Here is a 16,710-nt window from a genome sequence, read left to right on the forward strand (position 1 = left end):
GGCGCCCCACACATCGGTCCGCGGACCGACGGCCACTCGGTCGTGAGTCCTAGGGCGTCATTCACCTGGATAGGGCGCGGCCTCCCTGCCCATCAGCGGCGATCTGCGCAGCAGCCTGCCCACCTGCCAGTCAAAGCCATGCGGCGCGATGATGCCCGAGGTCATACGCCGGATGTCGTTCGCAACGCCCAGCAGGATCCACGACCACAGCGTGGGAGCCAGGAGGGCCCCATCGAGCTCATCGAGTGGCCGAACCTCTTCATACCCTCGGATCACGTCGTCGTACTTCCCCTGCCACGCCAGCGCGAACTCCGAGGCGCGATGGTTGAGGTGGGTACCTTCGAAGTCGACGATTCCCGTCAGTTTCCCGTCCTGGTAGAGCAGGTTCCGTGCGACGAAATCGCCGTGCAGCACGATGAGCTGGCGGTCCTCGAGGTCGAGTTCTTCGAAGCATTCACGGGCACGATGAGCATGCCATTGGAGGACGCGGGCCTGGCGAGGAAACAGCCGCTGAAACTCACCAAGCTGGCTGTCCAGCTCGGCGTCGGTCACCACGGCTTCGGCACGCCGCCACCCGCACCGTTGGCCCAGGTCCACCAGCGTTGCCGTGTCGGCATGCAGCTTCGCGAGAAGACGCCCCCGCGCACGTTGCTCCGCTTCGAGGTCCGTCACCGTCGGCGGCGCGCCCGGCAACCTGGTGAACAGGCACCAGATATGCCCGTCGGCTTCGAGCGGATCGTCCACCGGGACAGGGACTGGCCACCCCAATGCGTCCAGACACCGCAGAACGCTCAACTCGTACGCCACGTCGCCCAGTGGTTCGGCGGGGTATCGACGTAGAACGAGGGGCGCGCCTTGGGCGGAAACCAGCCACTGCAGGTTGGCCCGTCCACCCAGGTCAGCCTCGACTGTGAGGGCCCATCGGTCACTCACGTCAGCGGGCAGCATCGAGAATTCGCCCATCTGTTCGGCGGCTACCTGTCCGAAGGTTTCGATCGTCCCACGCCTTGAATGACCACGTATACGTGGCGCGTACCTGCTTCACATGGCATCGACACCGTGTCAGGCAGGCAATGACCACGTATACGTGATCATTTCGCACGCGGCGCGCGACGTCCTCACGTGCGCGACCTCCTAGTCGGAACGGCGGTCGCGATGGAGTACGCAGTCGCCGCAGAGGCCACCGCCGGGAACGCGGTAGTAGAGGCAGCAGCTGGTGCGGACAAAGGCTGGGGGCGTACCGGGGTGCGCCGGCCGAAGCATGCCGGTGCTGGTGAGGTGCGGCTCCGTCAGAAGGGCCTCGGCAATGCCGAACCAGCTGGTGGGCTCGCTGCCAGGTCGGGCGCTGGCGAGGATGCCGAGCGAACCCATCAGGGCGGAGGACGCGTTGCCCCAGAGCAGGGGCTCGGGCAACCGGACCTGCTGGCGTACCGCGGCGACCAACGGTGTGAGGTGCTGGTCGATGACCGTACGGCAGAGCCCTTCGACGGTATCGCCGCCCGCCGTGCAGCGGGGGTCGGCCGTGTGGAGGCGCCCGCCTCCGTGCCGCGGACTCCACCAGGTGGTCGCCGGATCGAGGGTGAGGATCTGCCCGTAGAGCAGCGCCGGCGCGAGCGCGGCTGACCAGAGCCGCGCGGCCAGTCCCTGGAAGAGGATGGATCCGGCGACGCGGTGCTCCGGCGTACCCAGCCGGGCGGCGGTCAGCTCGATGTCGTCGCGAAGCGCCGGGGCTCCCGCGTAGATCTCCGCCAGCGACGGGACGCACCGATCAGGCGGGTCGCCGAGAACGACGGTGAAGTACTCGCCGAGCGGTGGCAACTGGGCGAGGAGGGAGCGAACGTCGGCGTCTGCTGGCATGGGTGACAGTCTTCAGAGCGCGGCGAGGAACTGCTCGACCATCGGTCGCACGCTTTCGACGGGCGCCCGCCCAGGCTGCCAGGTGCAGGCCAGGCCGAGGGCCGCGACCCGTCCGGTGCTCAGGACGGCGCGTACCGCGTCCGCGACCTCGCGCAGCGCCGGCCCTCCGGGTGACGGAAACAGCAGGCCCGGCAGCGAGGTCGGATCGACGACATCGAGGTCGAGGTGCAGATACAGCGCCCCCGACGGCAGCAGATCCCCGGCCACGTCGGCGATCCCACAGGTGCGGATCGCGGATCCGGCGAGGTAGTCGACCTCGGGCGGGTCGAGGTCGCGGGCGTCGACGAGCACGACCTCGCTCTCGGGTACCGGCTGCAGGTCGATCGTCTTGGCGACCGTCGGGTTGCCCTCGCCGAGGAGCATCCGCAGCGGCATGCCGCCGAGATAGCCCGAAGTGGTGGACTGCGGCGTCTGGAGGTCTCCGTGCGCGTCGAACCACACGATGCCGGGCCGGATACCTGCCCGCTGGATGCCGGCGACGACGCCGAGGGAGGTCGTGCAGTCGCCGGACATCACCAGCGGCGTACGGTCCTGCTGAACCTCCGCGGCTACCTCTCGGGCGACCGTTTCGTACAGCTCAGCCATCCGTTCCCACGGCGTACCCCGGCCAGGACGTGCTGCCGTGGTGCGCTCGGGTTCGACCGGAAACTCCAGGTCAGGGTGATGATCATCGAGGTGGTATGGCACAGCGAGCACGGTCATGCTCCGATTCCACCACGGCTCGGTCAGTCCCGTGCGCGGGTGCGAGACTGAGGGCATGCGGGCATGGGTGGTACGCACGCCAGGCCGGCTCGAGCGGGTCGAGCTGCCGACGCCTGCGCCAGGGCCCGACGAACTCCTCGTCCGGGTGCGCGCCTGCGGTGTGTGTCGCACCGATCTGCACGTGCGCGACGGCGACCTTCCGCCGCACAAATCCCCGGTCGTGCCCGGGCACGAGGTGGTGGGAGATGTCGTAGCCGCTGGTGCTGCCATCCCTGACTACCCGGTGGGTACGCGGGTCGGCGTGCCGTGGCTGCGGCGTACCTGCGGAGTGTGTAAGTACTGCACCCGCGGGCGGGAGAACCTCTGCCCCCATTCGCTCTACACGGGATGGGACGCCGACGGGGGGTACGCGGAGTACACCACGGTGCCGGCCGCCTACGCATATCCGCTGCCCGAGAAGGATTTCGCGGAGTACTCCGACGAGGAACTCGCGCCCCTGCTGTGCGCCGGCATCATCGGCTACCGCGCACTCCGCCGGGCCGACCTCCCGCCCGGTGGCCGGCTCGGCGTGTACGGCTTTGGCGGCTCGGCGCACCTGACGGCGCAGGTCGCGATCGGCCAGGGCGCGGTCGTGCACGTGCTCACCCGATCGCCGGAGGCGCAGGCACTCGCCCGCGAACTCGGTGCCGCCTCGGCGGCCGGCGCCTACGACGCGCCTCCCGAACCCCTCGACTCGGCGATTCTCTTCGCCCCAGTGGGGGACCTGGTGCCGGTCGCGCTCAGCGCCCTCGACCGGGGCGGCACGTTGAGCGTCGCCGGGATCTACCTGACCGACATACCGCCGTTGGCCTACGATCGCCAGCTCTTCCAGGAACGCAACCTCCGCAGCGTGACCGCCAATACGCGCGAGGACGGCCGGGAGTTCCTCGCGGCCGCGGCGGCGTACAAACTGCGCATCGCGGTGACGCCCTACCCCTTCGACCAGGCCGACCAGGCGCTGGACGATCTCGCCGCCGACCGGGTGAACGGCGTCGCCGTCCTCGTGCACTGATCGCCTCCTCAGCCCTTGCGGGTGTTCTGGGTCGGGGGCACCCTTGTACGGCTCTATTGGCCACGGGTGCCCCCGACCCAGAAATGGGCCTGTCAGCTAGGTCGGTGCGGAGTCAGGCGATCAGTCCCAGGACAGCGCGCCGCCGTTCTGGTATTCGATCACCCGGGTCTCGAAGAAGTTCTTCTCCTTCTTCAGGTCCATCATTTCCGACATCCAGGGGAAGGGGTTCTCCGTCTGGGGGACAGTGCCTTCTCCGGGGCGACCCCGGACCCCGAAAACCGGCGTCAACCCGATCTGGACACAGCGCCGGTTGGTGATGAACCGCATGTACTGCTCGCACAGCCCCGCGTTGAGCCCGAGCATCGCGTGCGGCATGGTGTCGCGGCCGTAGGCGACCTCGAGCTCGCACGCCTCCACCAGCATCCGCCGGATCTCCGCCTGGAATTCCTCGGTCCACAGGTGCGGGTTCTCGATCTTGATCTGGTTGATCGCGTCGATCCCGAAGTTCAGGTGGATCGACTCGTCTCGGAGGATGTACTGGTACTGCTCGGCGATCCCGACCATCTTGTTGCGCCGGCCGAGCGAAAGGATCTGCGCGAAGCCTGTGTAGAACCACATGCCCTCAAAGACGACGTAGAACGCCACCAGGTCGCGCAGGAACGCCTGGTCCTTCTCGGGTGTGCCGGTACGGAACCCCGGATCCTCGAGGTTCTGCGTGTAGTCGAGCGCCCAGGCCGCCTTGTCGGTGATCGAGGGAATCTCGCGGTACATGTTGAACAGCTCGCCCTCGTCGAGGCCGAGGCTTTCGCAGATGTACTCGAAGGTGTGCGTGTGCACGGCCTCCTCGAACGACTGCCGCAGGAGGTACTGCCGGCATTCGGGATTGGTGAGGTGGCGGTACACCGCAAGCACGATGTTGTTGGCGACCAGGGATTCTGAGGTGGCGAAGAAGCCGAGGTTGCGCTTGAGCATCCGGCGTTCGTCCTCGGTGAGGCCGTTCGGCGCCTTCCACAACGCGATGTCGGCCTGCATGGACACTTCGGTCGGCATCCAGTGGTTGTTGCAGCCGGCGAGGTACTTCTCCCATGCCCAGTGGTACTTCAGGGGCAAGAGTTGGTTGACATCGGCGCGGGCGTTGATCATGGCCTTGTCGTCGACGTTGACGCGGGCGGCGTTGCGGTCGATCTCGCCAAGGCCCGTGGTGTCGTTCATCGTTTCGTCTTCTCCTTCGGGCCTTACTGGCAGGCTTCGCAGTCGGGGTCGTCGATCGAGCAGTACGCGCCCTCGACAAGCTGGGGCTCGGGAGCGGGCGCACTGACGGGGAGGACGGGCGAGACGGCGTTGAGCTTGCCGTCAGTCCCGCGCAGCGTGCTCTTCTCCACGTGGGTGGCGCTCTGCGACCGCAGGTAGTAGGTCGTCTTGAGGCCACGCCGCCACGCCAGCCGGTAGAGCGCGTCCAGCTTCAGCCCGCTCGGAGCGGCGACGTAGAGGTTGAGGGACTGCGCCTGGTCGATCCACTTCTGTCTGCGGGCGGCGGCTTCCACCAGCCAGCTGGCGTCGATCTCGAACGCCGTTGCGTACAACGCCTTCAGGTCGGCGGGCACTCGGTCGATCGGTCCGACACTGCCGTCGAAGTACTTCAGGTCACTCACCATCACCTCGTCCCACAGGCCTCGCGCCTTCAGGTCGTGGACGAGGTACGGATTGATGACCGTGAAGTCTCCGGACATGTTCGACTTCACGAACAGGTTGCGGTACAACGGCTCGATCGATTGGCCAACGCCGCAGATGTTGGAGATCGTCGCGGTCGGCGCGATCGCCATGACGTTGGAGTTGCGCATTCCCTCCGCCTGGATGCGGTGACGCAGGCCGGCCCAGTCGAGACGGCTCGAGCGATCGAGATCCAGCTTGCCGGCGCGTGCGTCGGCAAGTAGTTCCACCGAGTCGATCGGCAGGATCCCCTTGCTCCACAGGGAACCCTCGAAGGTCTCGTAACGACCGCGTTCGCTGGCGAGATCACACGAGGCGGCGAGGGCGTGGTAGCTGATCACCTCCATGCTGGTGTCGGCGAAGTCGACCGCGGCCGACGAGCCGATCGGGATCCGCATCCTGAACAACGCTTCCTGGAAGCCCATCAGGCCGAGCCCGATCGGCCGGTGCCGGCGGTTGGACCGCCGAGCCTCCGGGATCGTGTAGAAGTTCACGTCGATGACGTTGTCGAGTGCGCGGACCGCGGCCTGGATCGTCTGGGCCAGGTGCTCCTCGTCCAGACCGTTCTCGCCGACGTGGTTGGCCAGGTTGATCGAGCCGAGGTTGCAGACCGCGACCTCGGCATCCTCTCCGTCCGCGGCCGAGGTGTTGAGCGTGATCTCGGTGCAGAGGTTCGACGAATGCACGACCCCCACGTGCTGCTGCGGCGACCTGAGATTGCACGGATCCTTGAACGTGATCCAGGGATGCCCGGTCTCGAAGAGCATGGTGAGCATCCGGCGCCAGAGTTCGACGGCGCGGACCCGCCGGAACACCTTGATCTCTCCGCGATCGGCGGCCGCTTCGTACTCCCGGTAGCGCTCGGCGAAGGCAAGCCCGTAGAGGTCGTGCAGCTCCGGCACCTCGTCGGGGGAGAAGAGCGTCCACTGGGCGTCGGCCTCGACCCGCTGGAGAAACAGGTCGGGAATCCAGTTCGCGGTGTTCATGTCGTGAGTACGCCGGCGGTCGTCGCCGGTGTTCTTGCGGAGGTCGAGGAACTCCTCGATGTCGATGTGCCAGGTTTCCAGATAGGCGCAGGCCGCGCCCTTCCGTTTTCCTCCCTGATTCACGGCTACCGCGGTGTCGTTGGCGATCTTGAGGAACGGCACGACGCCCTGGGAGTGGCCGTTGGTGCCCTTGATGCGGGCGCCCATTGCACGCACGGGCGTCCAGTCGTTGCCGAGACCACCGGCGTACTTCGACAGCAGCGCGTTGTTCTTGATCCCGGTGAAGATGCCGTCGAGGTCGTCGGCGACCGTGGTGAGGAAGCACGAGGAGAGCTGCGGACGCGTCGTCCCCGCGTTGAACAACGTCGGTGTCGAACACATGAAGTCGAACGACGAGAGGAGTTCGTAGAACTCGATCGCCCGGCGCTCCCGGTCGTCCTCACGCAGGGAGAGCCCCATCGCGACCCGCATGAAGAACGCCTGCGGCAGCTCGAACCGCGCGCCACTGGGGTCGCCCGGTAGGCCGTCGCCGTGGAGGAAGTACCTGTCGTACAACGTCTGCAGGCCGAGGAACTGGAACCCCAGGTCGCGTTCTGGCCGAAGCGCCCGGCCGAGCCGGTCGAGGTCGAAGGTCGCGAGCGCGGGATCGAGGAGTTCCAGCTGGATGGCCCGCTCGACGTACGCCTTGAAGTACGCCGGATAGCGGTCCGCCATCTCGTGCTGCCCCGCCTCGTCGGGCCGGCCGGCGACGAAGGTCAACGCCTCCCGCCGCAGCTTGTCGAGCAGGAGCCGGGCACTGACGTAGGAGTAGGCGGGGTCGGTCTCGACGAAGGTGCGCGCCGCCATCACCAGGGCGATCTCGAGTTCGGAGAGGGTGATGCCGTCGTAGAGATTGCGATGGAGTTCGGCGAGAACTGAAACGGGGGAGACGGCGTCGAGTTCTTCGCAGGACTCCTCGACCAGCCGCGTGAGCCGAGCGGTGTCGAGCGGGCGGAGTTCGCCGTCGGCGCCCTTCACCCGCACCGTGGAGTCGGCGTGTTCGGCCGCGGTGGTCTGGTCGCGTTCAAGCCGCGCACGGGTGTGCTCCTCGCGGTACAACACGTAGGCCCGGGCGACCCGGTGATGCCCGGAGCGCATCAGGGCGAGCTCGGCCTGGTCCTGGATGTCCTCGATATGGAAGACGCGGCCGAGGTCGGGATGCCTGGTCAGGGAGGCCACGACCTGGCGGGTGAGTTCGGCCACGGTTTCGTGGACCCGGGAGGAGTCGCTTGCCTCGCGGCCCTCGACGGCGAGGAACGCCTTGCTCAGGGCGACGGAGATCTTCGAGGGGGCGAAGGGCGAGGTCGTACCGTCACGGCGGACGACCTGGCGGTCGGTGACGGATGGGACGTCAGGTTCGGTGGGTGTCGGGTCGACGGGGGTTGCTGACACGCGCTCTACTCCTCGCGAGCTTGCAGGCCTCACCGAAGACCACGAGGAAAGGGGCAGCGTCGACACGTACGCCGCGCGTGGGTGCGGCGTACGTGGTGAGCCCTGGCCATTCCCTCGAGGCCATCGGGTGGCGCGCACCGGTTGGTACGCGCACTGGCGGCAGGTCTTCGGACTCACGGGCACTGGAGGCCTAGTTGCCATCGCTTCCCGGGCATGCGTCCATGCCAGTGCTTGACCCTCTTTTCCCGCACGTTCGCGACCGTGCGGGATCCGACGGTGATGGCGTTCGTTCCCGTTTACCGCTGCGGGGCAGTCCCGGACTCACACCGGGTTCCCTCTTGCCTCCCACGGTCTGGCGGACCGTGGGAACCACCAGCGGAGATGAGACTACATGTAGGGGCCGACAAGTCGCCGGAACCCAACATGCGGTGTGTCGTGACGATTGGCCGTCCGAGTTGGGACTAAGGATGGTTGACACTTCCGGCCCGTCACTAGTGTGCGAGCGACCTCGCCCTGGTGACGACGAAGGGACCGTGTGTGATGAGTGAATTCCGGCCTGGGATGTCTCGGCGACACGCGTTGAGTCGGATGATGTGGGGAACCGCGGGTGCCGCCGGCCTGGCCGCGTGGGGCGTTCCCGGGTGGCTACGACCGACGCCCGCGGCGGCCGCGGAGCAGACCTCGAGCGGCGCGCTCTATCCGAAGGGAATCCGTCCGTCGAAGCTCTACGTCCTCGCTGAAGGGACGCTGACGTATGAGGAGCGGGTGCTCGTGGCGACGCTGCAGGGCCAGCTGGCCCGGCGCTCCTCGAACGCCGGCGAGGCGCCCGGCATCTATCTCGATATCCCGGGAATCGGGTACGCCGTCTGGCTGGCGGACCTCGCCGACCGCTATGGCGTGGAGCTGGTTCCTTCCGACGGCGTGTGGTCGCTGGTCGACAGGTTCCGCCAGCCCGGTTCGTACGGCCGACCGATCAACACCTACGTCCTCTACCGTCGCGGCGAGTCCTCCGTCAACGTCGCGACCTCGCTGGCCGGGATCACCGGCGCGCTCGCCGTCGAGGAGACCCTCGAGCCGTTGGCCCGCCAGCACGGCCTCCGCCGGGTCGCCGATGTTCGGGGCAAGGATGACAGTTGGCTGAAGCGGGAGTACTGGCCGCGGCTCCGCCACGACCTGGTGGTCGAGCAGAAACCGGACTTCGCCAACCAGCTCCGCGACTACGCCACCATGGCCGGCGCGTTGATGTTCTTCGACGGCAACACCGACTTCCGCCGCCAGGTCGTCCACGACCTCGACCCGGATTCGGCGGTGGTCGGCTGGGGTGATGCCTCCCATGGTGAGCACACGTTCGTGTCGGTCTCCTCGCAGGAGGGTTCGCGGACGATCCCGGCCGACCATGCCCGCAACCTTGCCCCGCTGTCCGGGATCACCCTGGACCGGATCTCCCAGCGCGCCTCGGCCCGTCCGCCCGCGGTCGAACCCGACGTCCACTACGTCGCGTTCCTGAACACCGACGGCGACAACATCCAGTGGCTGCTCGGCGACTTCCAGAGCAGCACCCGCTGGTTCGCCAACCCCAACCGTGGCGCCTTCGACCTCGGCTGGGGGATCTCACCGTCCCTCGTCGACCTCGCGCCGTCGGTGATGCGGTGGTACTACGACCATGCGTCCGCCGGGACGCACCAGGAGCGGTACGTCGTCGGGCCGTCCGGTGGGGGCTACCTCTACCCGAGCATGTACCCGCGCGGCGAGCTCCGCCTGCACGCACGGCGGCTGGCCGGGTCCATGGCGCGGGCTGACCTGGGAGTCGCCCAGATCATCGACTTCGACTCCTTCGACGACACCGCGCTGTGGTCGGCCTACCTCGATCAGGAGCAGATCGAAGGGCTCATCTATCTGGAGTACTCCCGCTACGACTCCCACAAGGGCAGGATCGTCTGGGCGAACGACAAGCCGGTGATCTCCGCCCGCACGATGCTCTGGAGCGGGCTTTCGGGTGCCGACGAGACCAGCGTGACGGCAGAGCTCAACAACGCCGTCCGCGATCCGTCCAGCGCCGCGGGGTACTCCGTCGTGATGTGGCACGCGTGGAGCAAGACCGTCGACAACGTGAAAGCGGTGGTGGACAACCTGGCTCCGCACGTCAGGGTCGTGACGCCCGACGCCCTGGTGAAGCTCGTGGCACGCAACGTACGCCGTTGACCGGCGCGGGGCAGCGGGCATGATCGTGCGGCTGCGGAGTGCGGGTCTTTCGTAACCGTGTCGTCATGCCCGCGTTGCCTGGCCGAAAACGGGCAGCGGGGTCCGCCCGCGTCAGGAACGTCTTGCGGGCGCGTATGGAATATAGGATCGTGGATCGACGATCGGGGGAGTCCACGCGGTACTGGATCCTGAGGAACAGTGAGGCGCGGAGATGAGATCACGCGAGCGTGCTCCGGTCAGCGGTCAACGCGGACGTGTCTCTTTGCCGCGGAGACAAAATCTCGCCGAGGGCGTCTATGAAGCGCTTAAAGAGCTGATCATGGACGGCATCTTTCCGCAGGGTTCTCGAGTCAATCTGGACGAGGTCGCACGGGAACTACAGGTTTCACAGTCGCCTTTGCGTGAAGCGCTGGTCAGGCTGGAATCCGAGGGACTGGTGATAAAGGAGCCGTTCCGCGGGTATTCAACGGCACCGGTGCTCAGCCGGTCGGAGCTGGAGGACTTGTTCGAGTTCCGGTTCGTCGTCGAGCCGTGGGCGGCGGCCCGGGCCGCCACGTCCATTACCGACGAAGGTCGGGCGTTGCTCGCCACGGAAATGGCGAGCACACCGCAAGCCCCGATTGGCACCTCGTATCACGAAAGTCGAGGGATGGCGTCACACGACGCCCGCCTGCATGACCTGATCCAGACGCTGGGTGGCAACGCGCACATGCGAGCTGCCTTCCAGCGCACGCATTGCCACCTGCACATCATCCGGTTGCACTATCGGGGCGGAATGGGCGAGGCGGCGCTGGGCGAACACCATCGCATCGTGGAAGCGATCTCCTCCGGAGATCCAGAAGCGGCGGCGGCGGCCATGCGCGCGCACCTGGAAGCGTCCCAGGCTCGCCTGCTTCCGGTGTACGACGATGCCTGGCAAGGGGCGGAGGAGGGGTGAGGTGACCAATTTACCCTTGTCCAGCGTTCATCGAAGACGGAAAATCCAGGTCCTGACTGGGCGATTTCGTTCACCAGGTGAGTAATCGCTTTCCACTGCCGGGAGAACTCGGCAGGTGTCAGTTCTTCGACCGGAGCCAATCCGGTCCATATACGCCGGCCGGTGGTCCGAGCCTGCGTAAAACAGCGAATCGACGTGCGCTTTGCTGTGTGGATCCGGCCCTTCACGGGCTTCGCCCGTGCGGGCCCACCCCCACCCACGGAGCATTCCCCCGATCAGCGGAACTATCTGGCACAGAGGAGTGCGGCAATGGCGGCAGAAGAAAGGGCTGAACTGGCGAAGAAGGCCCCATGGGTCGGAATGTCTCGGCGGCAGTTCGTCACGCGGGCGGTCGGAGTCGGCCTCACGGCCGCGACCGCCGGGTCGGCACTCGCCGCGTGCAGCGGGGGTGGCGGCGAGGGCTCGGAGGGCCCCGACATCAAGGACCCGTTGGCCGTCAAGGGCGGGCCGACGTCGACTCCGAACGCCGATGTGGTGTACCCAGACGGCTACGTAGGACCCAAAGCGTCCAAGAAGGCCTTGATCGTCAAGGAGAAGGTGACGCTGAAGGTCGTCGTACCTCAGAACGCGTCGGTCGGCGACTGGAAGACCAACGCCTTCAGCAAGTGGTACGAGGAACGCACGGGCGTCCACATCACCTGGCAGGTCGTGGCGGGTGGCGACGACGCCATGACGAAGGTCAACGCGATGATCGCGTCCGGTGACATCCCGGACGTGTTCATGAACATCGACTTCACCAACGCCCAGCAGATGTTGTATGGCTCGCAGGGGCTCTTCGTTCCGCTCAACAAACTCATCGACGACTACGGCGATGAGGTCAAGCGCATCTTCAAGGACTACCCCGACAGCAAGTCGCTGATCACGGCGACGGACGGCAACATCTACTCGATGCCGTACGTCAACGACTGCTTCCACTGCTGTTCTGGTAACCGCATGTGGATCTACAAGCCGTGGCTGGACAAGCTCGGGCTCGGCGTGCCGCAGAGCACCGAGGAGTTCGAGGCGACGCTCCTTGCGTTCAAGACGAAGGATCCGAACGGGAACGGCAAGAACGACGAGATTCCCCTGATGGCGGACGCCGAGACGTTCTTCGACGGCTTCATCATGGGCTCGTTCATGTACAACCCGGGCGAGCCGTGGCTGGTCCTCAACGACGGCAAGGTCGACGTGACCTTCAACAAGCCGCAGTGGCGCGAGGGTCTGCGTTACCTGAACGGGCTGTACGCCAAGGGCCTGATCGCCAAGCAGAGCTTCACCCAGAACAACGAGCAGTTGCAGCGCATCGGCAACATCAAGGGCGACCCGATCCTTGGTGCCGTCCGCGCGTTCTACTGGGGCAGCTATATGACGATCGACGACGAGGACCCGAAGGCGCGGTGGCGCGACTACGTGGCGGTGCCCACCCTGAAGGGTCCGGACAGCACCCGGATCGCGTCGTGGAACCACTACGGTGCCGTCACCGGCGGGAGGTTCGTCGTCACCAAGGCCTGCAAGAATCCCGCGGTCGCCGTGCAGTGGGCCGACGGGCAGTACGAGCTCGAAACCATCATGCAGGCCTACAGCGGCGAGGCCAACAAGGGCTGGCGGTGGGCCAAGCAGGGCGAGGTCGGCATCAACGGCAAGCAGGCGATCTGGACGACACTCGGAACCTGGCCGCCTGAGAACGGCAAGTGGTGGGGCCAGCTGGGCCTTGGATACCGCTCCAACGACTACCGCCTCGGCGAGGTGGTCGATCCGAAGCACCCCACGTTCGAGAAGCCGTTGTACGAAGAGACCAAAGCTGACTACCACCCCTACCGGGTGGACAAGAGTCAGCAGTTGCCGCCGCTCTACATGACGGAGGATCAGGCGGCTCAGACCGGCGAGCAGTCGCTCACGATCGCCAACCACGTCAAGCAGAGCCAGACGAAGTTCATCCTCGGACAGCTGGACATCAACGACAACGCCGCCTGGGACAAGTACGTACAGACCATCGACCAGATGGGGCTGGAAATGTATCTCCGCCTGCATCAAGACGCCTACGACGCGAAGTACAAATAGGCCCTCGCCGGGGTGGACCCGCGACCTGCCTGCGGGTCCACCCCGCGCCGATCCCTGACAGGAGGCGCGCATGTCAGTGATGGCGATAAAGGAGACCCGGACTGACCGGATCTTCAACGCCTGCAACTATGTGATACTTGGGCTCTTCCTGATCGCTGTTCTCTATCCGCTGTTGTATATCCTCAGTGCGTCGTTCAGCGATCCTCAGGCGGTGCTCTCGGGTCGGGTTTGGCTGTGGCCGGTGGACGTCAACCTGAACGGCTACCGAGCGATCTTTGAGTACCAGTCGATTGTCAGGGGATTCCTGAACTCCCTCTTCTACGCGGGTGTCGGCACCCTGGTCAACGTCACGCTGACCCTGCTGGCGGCCTACCCGCTGTCGAGACGCGACCTGTTCGGCCGGAACTCGTTCATGTTGCTGTTCGTGTTCACCATGCTCTTCAGTGGTGGCATGATCCCGACCTATCTGGTTGTGCACAACCTGGGTCTCCTCAACACCAGGTGGGCGTTGATCCTGCCGACGGCGATGGCCGTGTGGAACATGATCATCACCCGCACCTATTACCAGGTGACAATCCCGCATGAACTCCTCGAGGCGGCCCGGATCGACGGGTGCGACGACTTCAGGTTCTTCACCAGGATCGTGCTGCCGCTCTCGAAGCCGATCATCGCGGTGAACGCACTCTTCTATGCGGTCGGGCACTGGAACCAGTTCTTCAACGCGCTCATCTACCTGACAGATGAGTCGTTGTTTCCTCTGCAGTTGGTGCTTCGGGAGATCCTCGTACAAAACTCCATCGACCCCGCCCAGCTGACTGATGCCGCAGAGCTGCTCCGGCGCCAGGAAATCCGCGAGTTGCTGAAGTACGCCCTCATCGTCGTGGCCAGCGTGCCGCCACTGCTGGCGTACCCGTTCGTACAGAAACACTTCGTCAAGGGCGTGATGATCGGGTCCCTGAAGGGCTGAGACCGGCACCTACGGACAGGAGGGAGAAGCAATGGACACGCTTCTGCGCCGGCAGAGCACCGAACAGGGCGCGCAGGGGAGTACGCCGAGGCCACCCAGGATGGGTCGTTGGGCGGTGGCGCGGCGGCAGATCAAGAACGGCTGGCAGTTGTACCTCATGCTGGCGCTGCCCGTGATCTACATCCTGGTCTTTCAGTACTGGCCGATGTGGGGCGTACAGATCGCGTTCCGCAACTACAACGTCGTCGACGGCATTACCGGCAGCCCGTGGGTGGGGTTCCAGAACTTCGAGCGGTTCATCGACTCCTACCTCTTCTGGCCGATCATCCGTAACACGATCCTCCTGCAGGGGTACGAACTCCTCGCGACGTTCCCGCTGCCGATCATCCTGGCGCTCGCGCTCAACTACGTGCGGCTGCGGTGGTTCAAGCGCTCCGTTCAGATGATCACGTACGCGCCGCACTTCATCTCCACCGTGGTCATCGTCGGCATGCTCTTCGTGTTGCTCGATCCGCGCACCGGCATGGTCAACAACCTGTTCGGGATCTTCGGGATCGAGCCGGTCGACTTCATGGGTAACCCCGACTATTTCCGCCACATCTATGTGTGGTCCGGAGCCTGGCAGGGGTTGGGTTTCTCCGCGATCATCTATCTGGCCGCGTTGACGAGCATCGACCCAGCGCTGCACGAGGCGGCGATCGTGGACGGTGCGTCAAAGCTGAAGCGGATGTGGCACATCGACCTGCCGGGGATCGCGCCGATCGCCGTCATCCTGCTGATCCTCAACATCGGATCGATTCTCAGCATTGGTTTCGAGAAAGTGTTGTTGATGCAGAACTCCCTCAACCTGCAGACCTCTGAGGTGATCGACACCTACGTTTACAAGGTTGGTCTCCAGTCGGCGGTCCCGCAGTTCTCGTACGCCGCCGCGATCGGGCTCTTCCGTTCGGTGGTGGGACTTGTGCTACTCGTCGTCGCCAACCAACTGGCCCGCAGGTTCGCCAAGTCCAGCCTCTGGTAGATCGCGTGCGCCTTGGCCCGCGTGGAGGCTGACGCCCGTGCTCGCTTTGGTCTGGTCGGGTTGTCAGAGGTTTCTCGGTCTCTTGGCCGAGAAACCTCTGACAACTCGGGGTTGCGGCAGGCCGCACCCAACCGCCATTGGCCCCCATTCGATGGTCATTAGGCCCTACCTGCCATAGCGCCGCGCACCCGAGGCTGGGTCAATGCCTCGTTTCTCTGAGGGACGGGCGGCGAGGGCAATGGTGGCGTCGCGGCCACGGGGGAATGAGGGATGCGGCCAGTGCAGCCACACCACACCAGCCATCGGACCGGCGTCGAGGACGTCCACGTCAATCCGATGTTCGTACGGACTGGTGAGAGGGAGGTTCCGAGGTTCCGGCTCAGTGAGTCCGGCATGCTGCCCGAGACGGCGTACCAGATCATCCACGACGAACTCCTGCTTGACGGCAATGCCCGGCAGAACCTCGCGACGTTCGTCACGACCTGGATGGAGCCCGCGGCAGAACGGTTGTACGCGGAGTCCGCCGACAAGAATCTCATCGACAAGGACGAGTACCCGCTCACCGCTTCCGTCGAGGAACGGTGCGCACGCATCCTTGCCCAGTTGTGGAACTCGCCTGATCCAAACACGACGATCGGCGTGTCCACCGTGGGCTCCTCCGAGGCCTGCATGCTGGGCGGGCTGGCGCTCAAGCGGCGCTGGCAACAGGCGCGCCGCGCCGCGAACAAACCCACCGACCGGCCGAACCTCGTCTTCAGCTCCGCGGTGCAGGTGGTGTGGGAGAAGTTCGCGAACTACTGGGAGGTCGAGCCGAGGTACGTCCCGATCAGTGCGGAGGCACCCTTGCTCCACCCGGACGGCGTACTCCAGGCCGTCGACGAGAACACCATCGGCGTCGTACCGCTCCTCGGCGTGACCTACACCGGGATCTATGAACCAATCGCGGCGATCGCGGCGGCTCTCGACGATCTCCAGGCCAGGACCGGGTTGGACATTCCGATCCACGTCGACGCCGCGTCAGGAGGTTTCGTCGCGCCCTTCGTACGCCCGGACCTCACGTGGGACTTCCGGCTCCCTCGCGTCCATTCGATCAATGCCTCAGGCCACAAGTATGGGTTGGTCTATCCAGGCCTCGGCTGGGTCGTGTGGCGCCTGCCCGAACACGTCCCGGAGGACCTGATCTTCCGGGTTTCCTATCTCGGTGGCGATCTGGCGACGTTCAGCCTCAACTTCTCCCGCCCCGGCGCGCAGGTGCTGCTGCAGTACTACACGTTCCTCCGGCTCGGTCGGCGTGGCTTCGCGGAGATCCAGCAAGAATGCCTTGACGTCGCGCGGTTCCTCGCCGAAGGCATCGACCGCCTCGACACCTTCTCCCTGGTCGGCCCGGGCACGGACCTGCCGGTCATCGCGTGGCGGCTCGCCGACGGCCGCGAACGCCTCTGGGACCTGTACGACCTGTCCAACAAGCTGCGCGAGCGGGGCTGGCAGGTGCCGGCGTACCCCCTGCCGGCGAACCTCCAGGAGACGGTCGTGATGCGGATCGTCGTCCGCAACGGGTTCTCCCTCGACCTTGCGCGGTTCCTCCTTGACGACCTGAGGAAGTCCGTGGAGTTCCTTGACCGGCTGCAGGCACCCATGCCCCAGGAGGGGCGCCAGCGGGCGGTGTTCCACCACTGACGTGAAAGG

The 16,710-nt window shown here is 65.7% G+C and carries 12 protein-coding genes and 1 riboswitch; of the genes, 7 read left to right on the forward strand and 5 right to left on the reverse strand.

The window, feature by feature from the left end; all coding sequences use genetic code 11:
- Positions 1-57: 57 nt before the first annotated feature.
- The 3 genes from B141_RS0103475 to B141_RS0103485 form a co-directional block, all read right to left on the reverse strand.
- Positions 58-963: a phosphotransferase enzyme family protein gene (locus B141_RS0103475; protein ID WP_020573781.1), complete on the reverse strand. Its 906-nt coding sequence runs from the start codon at positions 961-963 to the stop codon at positions 58-60.
- Positions 964-1,134: 171 nt separating this feature from the next.
- Positions 1,135-1,857 (reverse strand): (2Fe-2S)-binding protein, encoded by a 723-nt coding sequence (locus B141_RS0103480; RefSeq protein WP_020573782.1) that lies wholly within the window; start codon positions 1,855-1,857, stop codon positions 1,135-1,137.
- A 12-nt stretch (positions 1,858-1,869) separates the two neighbouring features.
- Positions 1,870-2,619, reverse strand: a complete 750-nt coding sequence (locus B141_RS0103485) for an arginase family protein (RefSeq protein WP_020573783.1) — start codon at positions 2,617-2,619, stop codon at positions 1,870-1,872.
- 55 nt (positions 2,620-2,674) lie between these two features.
- Here B141_RS0103485 and B141_RS0103490 point away from each other — a divergent pair, with 55 nt between their 5' ends.
- Positions 2,675-3,670: a zinc-binding alcohol dehydrogenase family protein gene (locus B141_RS0103490; protein ID WP_026256869.1), complete on the forward strand. Its 996-nt coding sequence runs from the start codon at positions 2,675-2,677 to the stop codon at positions 3,668-3,670.
- Between the two features lie 120 nt (positions 3,671-3,790).
- Here the strand turns inward: B141_RS0103490 and B141_RS0103495 are convergent, their stop codons facing one another.
- Both B141_RS0103495 and B141_RS0103500 read right to left on the reverse strand, forming a co-directional pair.
- On the reverse strand, positions 3,791-4,882 hold the full coding sequence (locus B141_RS0103495) for a ribonucleotide-diphosphate reductase subunit beta (RefSeq protein WP_020573785.1): 1,092 nt from the start codon (positions 4,880-4,882) through the stop codon (positions 3,791-3,793).
- Between the two features lie 23 nt (positions 4,883-4,905).
- Positions 4,906-7,797, reverse strand: a complete 2,892-nt coding sequence (locus tag B141_RS0103500) for a ribonucleoside-diphosphate reductase subunit alpha (protein ID WP_020573786.1) — start codon at positions 7,795-7,797, stop codon at positions 4,906-4,908.
- A 141-nt stretch (positions 7,798-7,938) separates the two neighbouring features.
- Positions 7,939-8,186, reverse strand: a riboswitch (cobalamin riboswitch).
- Between the two features lie 199 nt (positions 8,187-8,385).
- Here B141_RS0103500 and B141_RS0103505 point away from each other — a divergent pair.
- From B141_RS0103505 to gad, 6 genes are all read left to right on the forward strand, one after another.
- Positions 8,386-9,999, forward strand: a complete 1,614-nt coding sequence (locus tag B141_RS0103505) for a GxGYxYP domain-containing protein (protein ID WP_020573787.1) — start codon at positions 8,386-8,388, stop codon at positions 9,997-9,999.
- A gap of 211 nt (positions 10,000-10,210) precedes the next feature.
- Positions 10,211-10,936: a GntR family transcriptional regulator gene (locus tag B141_RS0103510; protein WP_026256870.1), complete on the forward strand. Its 726-nt coding sequence runs from the start codon at positions 10,211-10,213 to the stop codon at positions 10,934-10,936.
- A gap of 309 nt (positions 10,937-11,245) precedes the next feature.
- Positions 11,246-13,036 (forward strand): type 2 periplasmic-binding domain-containing protein, encoded by a 1,791-nt coding sequence (locus B141_RS0103515; RefSeq protein WP_020573789.1) that lies wholly within the window; start codon positions 11,246-11,248, stop codon positions 13,034-13,036.
- 70 nt (positions 13,037-13,106) lie between these two features.
- Positions 13,107-14,003, forward strand: coding sequence for a carbohydrate ABC transporter permease (locus B141_RS0103520; protein ID WP_020573790.1), 897 nt, complete (start codon positions 13,107-13,109; stop codon positions 14,001-14,003).
- A gap of 31 nt (positions 14,004-14,034) precedes the next feature.
- The gene (locus tag B141_RS0103525) at positions 14,035-15,024 is read left to right on the forward strand and encodes an ABC transporter permease (RefSeq protein WP_020573791.1); all 990 of its coding nucleotides are present in this window, start codon (positions 14,035-14,037) and stop codon (positions 15,022-15,024) included.
- A 270-nt stretch (positions 15,025-15,294) separates the two neighbouring features.
- Positions 15,295-16,701, forward strand: a complete 1,407-nt coding sequence (gene gad / locus B141_RS0103530) for a glutamate decarboxylase (protein ID WP_051113945.1) — start codon at positions 15,295-15,297, stop codon at positions 16,699-16,701.
- The last annotated feature ends 9 nt before the right edge of the window (positions 16,702-16,710 follow it).

This window comes from Actinopolymorpha alba DSM 45243 (genome assembly GCF_000373925.1).
In the GTDB taxonomy this organism is placed as follows: Bacteria; Actinomycetota; Actinomycetes; order Propionibacteriales; family Actinopolymorphaceae; genus Actinopolymorpha; species Actinopolymorpha alba.

Coding starts and splice junctions, on each gene's coding strand:
- B141_RS0103490 (WP_026256869.1), top strand. CDS start 2,675: ATGCGGGCATGGGTGGTACGCACGCCAGGCCGGCTCGAGCGGGTCGAG.
- B141_RS0103520 (WP_020573790.1), top strand. CDS start 13,107: ATGTCAGTGATGGCGATAAAGGAGACCCGGACTGACCGGATCTTCAAC.
- B141_RS0103485 (WP_020573783.1), bottom strand. CDS start 2,619: ATGACCGTGCTCGCTGTGCCATACCACCTCGATGATCATCACCCTGAC.
- B141_RS0103525 (WP_020573791.1), top strand. CDS start 14,035: ATGGACACGCTTCTGCGCCGGCAGAGCACCGAACAGGGCGCGCAGGGG.
- B141_RS0103505 (WP_020573787.1), top strand. CDS start 8,386: ATGATGTGGGGAACCGCGGGTGCCGCCGGCCTGGCCGCGTGGGGCGTT.
- B141_RS0103515 (WP_020573789.1), top strand. CDS start 11,246: ATGGCGGCAGAAGAAAGGGCTGAACTGGCGAAGAAGGCCCCATGGGTC.
- B141_RS0103510 (WP_026256870.1), top strand. CDS start 10,211: ATGAGATCACGCGAGCGTGCTCCGGTCAGCGGTCAACGCGGACGTGTC.
- B141_RS0103475 (WP_020573781.1), bottom strand. CDS start 963: ATGGGCGAATTCTCGATGCTGCCCGCTGACGTGAGTGACCGATGGGCC.
- B141_RS0103480 (WP_020573782.1), bottom strand. CDS start 1,857: ATGCCAGCAGACGCCGACGTTCGCTCCCTCCTCGCCCAGTTGCCACCG.
- gad (WP_051113945.1), top strand. CDS start 15,295: ATGCGGCCAGTGCAGCCACACCACACCAGCCATCGGACCGGCGTCGAG.
- B141_RS0103495 (WP_020573785.1), bottom strand. CDS start 4,882: ATGAACGACACCACGGGCCTTGGCGAGATCGACCGCAACGCCGCCCGC.